The sequence below is a fragment of the Pseudovibrio sp. Ad5 genome (genome assembly GCF_001623095.1).
In the GTDB taxonomy this organism is placed as follows: Bacteria; Pseudomonadota; Alphaproteobacteria; order Rhizobiales; family Stappiaceae; genus Pseudovibrio.
On record NZ_LMCH01000033.1, the window covers coordinates 1 to 6,946 of the forward strand.

Below are 6,946 nucleotides of genomic sequence, written 5' to 3' on the forward strand. Positions count from 1 at the left end.
TCTGCATGGAGGCAAGGCAAGTGCATGCGGCTCTGTCGGCCATGCGTAACAAGACCGATAAGAATGATGCACGCGGCATAGCGCAAGTCCTGCGTTCCGGCTGGTATAGCCCAGTGCATATGAAAAGTCACCGTTCACATGCAATGCGCACGCTCCTGCGCAGTCGCAAGGCATGCTTGCGTAAATGCATAGACTTAGCAAACGAGGTACGCGGGCTCTTGAAGGTTTACGGCCTGCCCCTGCCGGAACGGATTAAACACACACGCTTTGATGCAACAGTGCGACCGTTTATCGAAGTCCACCCAGATTTGAGCCTGGCACTGGTTCCGCTTCTGGACGCGCGGCTCGCTTTATTACACACGTATCAAGAGCTGGACAAACGCGTTTAACACGCGGCAAGCACCAATACAGTGTGCTTGCGACTAATGGAAATCCCCGGCGTTGGCCCTATGACTGCGCTGGCATTTGTCGCTGCGGTGGATGATCCGGCGCGGTTCAGGAGTTCGCGAACGGTTGCTGCCCACTTCGGCTTAACGCCGAGGCGTTTTCAATCAGGAGAAACTGATAATCCTGGCCGAATCTCTAAAGCAGGAGACATGGAGGTCCGCTCTGCCCTTTATACGGCTGCTAATGCAATGCTAACCCGCTGTACTGGCGGATCCAGCATCAAGAGCTGGGGGATGCGCCTGATGCGGACCAAAGGGCGCCGCCGTGCTGTTGTCGCGGTAGCCAGAAAGCTTGCGGTTGTCATGCATCGCATGTGGGTCAATGATACATCGTTCTGTCGTGATGGCTTGGAGGTTGCTGCATAATATAGCCTGACCTCAATATCACGGCAGGATCGCCCTCTCTGGACGAGGTTTGTAGATGAAGCCGAAAATGTCTGCTGCGCCATGAAAGCGCGTCCAAAAGCGGGGCTCTCTACAACCATTCCGGCACATGCATGCAGCCGCTCACAATGAAGAGCGATCCAGACTGCGAAGAGAAGCGTGACCCGGAGATGGATATGATCCGAATGAAAAGGAAAAAGAGCTTGACCTCAGCGCCCGATTAGAGAAGCTGTCATTCGGGTGTTTCTATCAAGGGTTGAGACCAACTTGGATTGATGATGCCGTGGCCTCTGCTTAGTAGGGCCCAATCATCGATTTTGGGTCTCAGCAAGCTTATGCAAGTTCCAACACGCCTCTTCTTTCTTTTGAGGGCCTGCACACTGCGATAGAGCATTTTTTCTGGTCTAGAAGGCCAAAGTTTCTGAAAACTTCCTCACATATCTTATCAAAGGCAAATACTTAGTCCCGAGCAAGCTAATCAAGACTTTTAGAAGAGAGGTTGCAATGAGCATCTGATTGGAGATTACGTAAGGCTTACTTTAGCAACTTATCAGTTCTGGAATGTATAACCCTTCCCCCACTCAGTCAGGATGTGCATTGGATTTGAAGGTTCAATTTCGATCTTTCGCCGCAAGCGCTTGATTAGCGTGTCAACAGAACGATCATCCTTGCCAGCGTGCTGTCGAGTTCTGGCAACGGCAAGTATGTCTTCGCGGGAGAAAACAACACCAGGGCTTTGCGCAAAAAAACGAAGGACTGCTGCTTCACTTTGAGTGAGCGGTACGGTAAGGCCTTTAATGTTGGAAATGCGCCGCAGCTGAAGATCAAATGTCCAATCTCCAATCTGTATTGCAGAAGCCGTATATTGTTGAGTGTGATCTTTACGACGACGTAGCACGGCTCGTGCGCGGGCTAACATCTCCGGAAAAGTGAATGGCTTGACGATATAGTCATCGGCGCCAATGTCAAGCAACGCAATGATTGTGTCCTGGTCACTGAGTGAACTCATCATAATGATGGCAGCGTCAGACCGCTCTCTGACTTCCCGGCAAAACACTTTGCCAGAGGGGCCGGGCATGACAATGTCAACAAAGCAGAGATCAAACTTTGTCTTGTTCCAAACCTGTCGCGCTTCGGGGACACTTATACACCGATGGGGGGTGTAGCCAGCGCTAACCAAAGCCTTCCCCAACTCTTCTCCGAGGGTGTGATCGTCGTCCACGATCAAAATACTCTCGCTCATCCGGTCTAAACCTTCGATATCCAATTGACTTTGCAACACGCATATATTGTAACATCTGCGTGTCAACTTGTCCCAATGCCGAGATAGATAAATGAAATCAATGAGGTTTTCAGCGCGTCTTACGCTTGGTCAACAACTAATGTTTTTGGTCATTGGGCTGGTATTGGCAGTTCAAGTCGTAAACGTAATTGTATCGCGTGTTGCTGATGTGCAGCTTCTGACAGCTGCTCAAAAAAGCCTTCATCTCACACTGGCTGGTCGGTCTTTCAGTGGTGTCTTAGCCCTGCCAGAAAACCAGCGTGTCCGATATACACAAACCTTATCTAATCTCGCTGTTCATATAGAATGGGGAGTTCCGCGAGCTCTACTTGATGGTGACGAACGGCGCCCAGATATCGAGGCCGAAGCACTTACCTGGTATGGCCGTGCAGGGTTACCCGTCTCAGAAGTCGTTGTGACAGAACGAGGCTTTCCAACTCCTCCTCCTCCCCGCGGAATGGTGGCAGAAGAGACACCTATGTTAGGCCTTGGTGAACCGCCGCGTACTCTTTTGGTAAATGAGCTTGATTGGAAGACGACCCCAAAATGGGTTTTTGAGGAGAAACCGGCACCGTCAAACAATCTTCTGAACTTATTCAGAACCTGGCCACTCGCTGAAGTGTACAGGGTTGCATTGCGCCATGATGCTACAGGCAACTGGCTCACGGTTTATCAGCTCAGGCGCTTACCACCTATCAATGCAGCCTACACGAAGCTTATAACATCGAGTCTGGTTTCTCTTTTAATTGCAGCGGTAGTTTTACTGATTAGTCGGCGTGTTATGGCACCTTTTTGGCACCTTTCTCATCAGGCAGAGCGGCTTGGGCGCGGCGAGACCACTTCCTCTTTGATTGTGCAGGGACCGCGTGATACCCGTGAGATTATCAGGTCTTTCAATCGAATGAATGAGCGCGTTACGCAGGCGGTGGATTATCAGATTGGCCTTTTACGCAGTCTTGCTCATGATCTGAAAGGTCCTTTGGCAGGGATCAAGCAGCTTGTTGATGCCGTTGGTCCGCAAACCACCAGATATCAGATTGAGGCCCGTCTAGATCGCATACAGAGCATTGTTGAATCTATTATGGCTTTTTCTCGTGCGGTGATGCGAGATGGAGACTTCCAGCGTGTAGACCTCACACTTCTGCTGGATGTGGTGATTGAAGAGCGCAGTGAGCTGGGAGATGCAGCTGAAATGACAGACACAGCACCTGTTATCGTGTCATGCCGCGTGAATGCTATCCAAAGGTGCTTATCCAATCTGGTTGAAAATGCTTGCAAGTATGGCAGCGCCGCTCATGTGACTGTTTCTAAGGACGGAGATGAAGCGGTTATCACCATTGATGATAATGGCCCAGGCATCCCAGAAGAGGAACTAGATCGTGTGTTCCAGCCTTTCCAGCGCTTGGCGACAGACATACCCGGTAGCGGCCTGGGGTTGGCAATCGTAAAGACAATTGTAACTGACCAAGGTGGTTCCATAGGACTTTTTAACCGCGCTGAAGGCGGGCTGCGCGCTGAGCTTCGCCTTCCACTCTACCGAAAGAATTAATCAGCCTCTCAAACTGTGACAAGTGTTTGTCACAGTTTGTCACGAGACCTCAAATCATACCCGCGGTATCCATGTAGGAGTCGGACAATTCTGTCCTTAGAAACTCGGCAATACATTCACCTGACATCTGCTCGGACAACGAATGTATGCACTGACACATGGATTAGAAAATGGCAGATACAATCTGGAGCATCGCTGCAAAGAACTCATATCTTGATGGCAGCTACACATTCGGCTGGATCGCAAGAAAGAATAAAAAGGACTCGAACCTTGTAGGCAGTGACCATAATGATTCAGTGACACTGGACTCATTAGCAAGGAGCGGTAGTAGTGTAAAGAAGAACTCGAACCTCCATTATTATGGTAATGAAGGCATAGATACGTTGAGATATCGTGGAGATAATAATTATTCGACTGATCTCAAGGTTCTCGATGGAAATACCGTCATTGTCGAAGGGGGCCATTCGAAAGATAGCTCACACATCAATTTCAGCTCCCTGGACGTCACTGCACACAATGTTGAGATCTTCGACTTCAACTACACTGATGACACAGCCGACTTTTACGGTCTGTCTTATGGCGTTACGGCCTATGGGGGCGATGGCAATGACTCGCTGAAAGGCACAATGCATGCTGACAAGCTTTACGGAGGTGACGGAAATGACACGCTCGTCGGTAATGGAGGGGATGATTACATTGATGGCGGAGATGACGCAGATACGATCGAAGGTGGCGCAGGGGCTGATCTGATTTTTGGTGGCAAGGGCAACGATATAATCTGGGGTGGCACATCAGGAATTACAGCAGACAGCGCCAATGAAATGTATGGTGGTGATGGCAATGACACCATACATGGTGCGATCTATGTGCAAACAACACCCAATGTCGATATCATCGCAGACAATATCGACATTGCTTATGGCGGTGCAGGTGACGACATTATCAATGGGTATGATGGGAATGATATTCTTGATGGTGGCACGGGCGCTGATAAAATTTACGGAGGAGAAGGCAACGATATCATCTCCTCAGGCTCGCTCAAAGACCAAGCCGTAAGTGACCAGCTTTGGGGTGGTTCTGGTGCGGATATGTTTATCATTGGCGATGGCAGTACTGACTACACGAGCGATTTTGTTCTCGATATATCAGCAGCTTTTCCTAACAAGGGCAGTGATTGGACATCTATTCTGGATGCAGCAGGCAGCGCAGTGGGGATTATACCGGGCGTGAAAGCAATTGGTTCAGTTGCAAAGACTATAGCTTCTGGCTTTGATGCTTACTACACAGCTACCAACTCATCAAAGACAACCTTTACTATTGATGCAGACTGGGGCGAGACTGCCGAAGCTCAGGTCAGAGACTTTAACCCGTTTGAAGATCATATCATGATCCCAATTGCGGCATCCGAGACTGATCTGAATACCCACTACACCTTCGAGTGGGAGACTGCTAACGATTTGGCATTCACATTACGGGACAACCGTGGAACAGCAGACCGTGAAATCCTTGCCGTCCAATGGGCTGACGACCTTGTAGATTATTTTCCTGACTACATGACCGAAAATGGCAAGGGTGTTACGATCAATAGTGATTTTTTTGATGCGCTCAAAGCAAGTTTGAAGGAAAGCTATGTCAACTACGATGGATCTAAGCTCTACTTCGGAGACGAACTACAGGATCTAGGTGAATGGGTCGGTGAAATGGCCGGTTCCAATCTGGGATTCATGGATGTGGGGGCCTATGCTGGTTGGACGATTTACGACAATGAAGCCCCTAACGACATGTGGATTGGCACCAATCTGAACGACATCCTCGGCGCGTTTGTGCCAGCCGAAGCCAACACAACTGCCCCCAGGGAGGGATATTATTCTGATACGGCGTATTTGTATGGTATGGGGGGCGATGATCTTTTGTTTGGTGGTGCAGGCGATGATGTCATCAATGGCGGCGAGAACCTCGACGGCACCGCCGATAGTGATACTATAGCTTTCTTTGGAGCTGATTCCGTCGACATTGATTTGGGCACAAAGATTTGGAAAGAAAATCTTGGCATCTACTACTCAGTTTCCAGTGCGATCTACTCGATTAAGACCGACAATGAGGGCGGACGTATAACGAAGGTAGATAGCGACAAGTTGTACTTCATCGAAAATGTGATCGGATCAGACGGAAACGATATCATTAAAGGTGATGAAGAGCGAAACATCCTTTCAGGTGCTGGTGGAGATGATGAGTTAACTGGAGGGGGGGGCGCCGACACTTTTGTCTTTGCCGCCAACTCTGGGAAGGACACGATAACCGATCTGGACAAAGCCGATGTGCTCGTTTTCGAAGGATTGTCCGCGTCTGAACGCGATGCATTGATCAACTCTCTATCTGATGAAGGCAATAGCCTCTCGATTGATAGTGACAATTCAGTAACCTGGGAAACAAGCCTCCACAAATCGTCATTCCAAACGAGTATCTCCACCAATGAAGGCGATACGGCAACCTATGACGTAACTGTCGCAGCGGCTCAAGCAGCTGAACGAGCGTATCATGCAGGACTTACAAACCTGACAGACGCGCTGAATGCCAGCGCAGCAGACCAATCAACCAACTACGTCAGCGATGATTACCTCGCATTCAACGTTCTTGATGGTGACGTTGATACAATCAACCACACGGGCAAAAGCGATCCAGCCCCATGGTTGAGCATTGATCTGGGAGAAGATGCTCTGATTGAGTTTATTGATCTTGAGAACCGTCAGGACAACTGGACAAGCTCTCGTCTGACCGGAGCTCACATCGAAGTGTTGGATGATGGGGCAGTGGTTTGGTCATCCTCTGATCTGACTTCCGCACACAACCAGCTGATTGAAGTTGGCGGTATAGTTGGTGACGAAGTTCGCATCGATCATGCAGGTGGGCACTATCTGCACATCGCTGAAATCGATATCTATGGTGATTTCATAGCCTAAGACGGCACAAGGACACGGATCTAAGACGGTCCGTGTCTCTCTTATCTCGGGTGGAGTTGTCATTTATAGTTATGTCTAGGACAGCTGACACCTTTCTGGCCTGTCTTGGTGGGCTTCTTGCTTACTTATCCTGAGTGAAACATGTCTTCTCAACAATCAATTTCACGCCAGCGCCCTATGGTGGCTGAGGCGTTTGCTGCGTCTCGGTCCGGGTATGCGGGCGTTGGGGTCTTGAGTCTGGTCATCAACCTGTTGATGCTGACGGGTCCGATGTTCATGCTGCAGATCTATGATCGCGTGCTCGCCAGCCACAGCGTGCCACTGC

At 49.6% G+C, this 6,946-nt stretch carries 5 protein-coding genes and 1 pseudogene; 5 read left to right on the forward strand and 1 reads right to left on the reverse strand.

What is annotated here, in order from left to right:
* On the forward strand, positions 1-389 hold a 389-nt coding region (locus tag PsAD5_RS28310), incomplete at its 5' end, for an IS110 family transposase (protein ID WP_208988620.1).
* Between the two features lie 36 nt (positions 390-425).
* Positions 426-812 (forward strand): transposase, encoded by a 387-nt coding sequence (locus tag PsAD5_RS28315; protein ID WP_208988621.1) that lies wholly within the window; start codon positions 426-428, stop codon positions 810-812.
* 568 nt (positions 813-1,380) lie between these two features.
* Here PsAD5_RS28315 and PsAD5_RS14210 read toward each other — a convergent pair.
* Positions 1,381-2,073: a response regulator transcription factor gene (locus PsAD5_RS14210; RefSeq protein WP_063286986.1), complete on the reverse strand. Its 693-nt coding sequence runs from the start codon at positions 2,071-2,073 to the stop codon at positions 1,381-1,383.
* 139 nt (positions 2,074-2,212) lie between these two features.
* Between PsAD5_RS14210 and PsAD5_RS14215 the strand changes: the two genes are divergently transcribed.
* The 3 genes and pseudogenes from PsAD5_RS14215 to PsAD5_RS14225 all read left to right on the forward strand — a co-directional run.
* A complete protein-coding gene (locus tag PsAD5_RS14215; RefSeq protein ID WP_063292603.1) occupies positions 2,213-3,661 on the forward strand; it encodes a sensor histidine kinase in 1,449 nt (482 codons plus the stop codon).
* Positions 3,662-3,831: 170 nt separating this feature from the next.
* Positions 3,832-6,621 (forward strand): discoidin domain-containing protein, encoded by a 2,790-nt coding sequence (locus tag PsAD5_RS14220; RefSeq protein ID WP_063292604.1) that lies wholly within the window; start codon positions 3,832-3,834, stop codon positions 6,619-6,621.
* A 141-nt stretch (positions 6,622-6,762) separates the two neighbouring features.
* Positions 6,763-6,946: pseudogene (locus PsAD5_RS14225) on the forward strand (type I secretion system permease/ATPase); the annotation flags it as partial.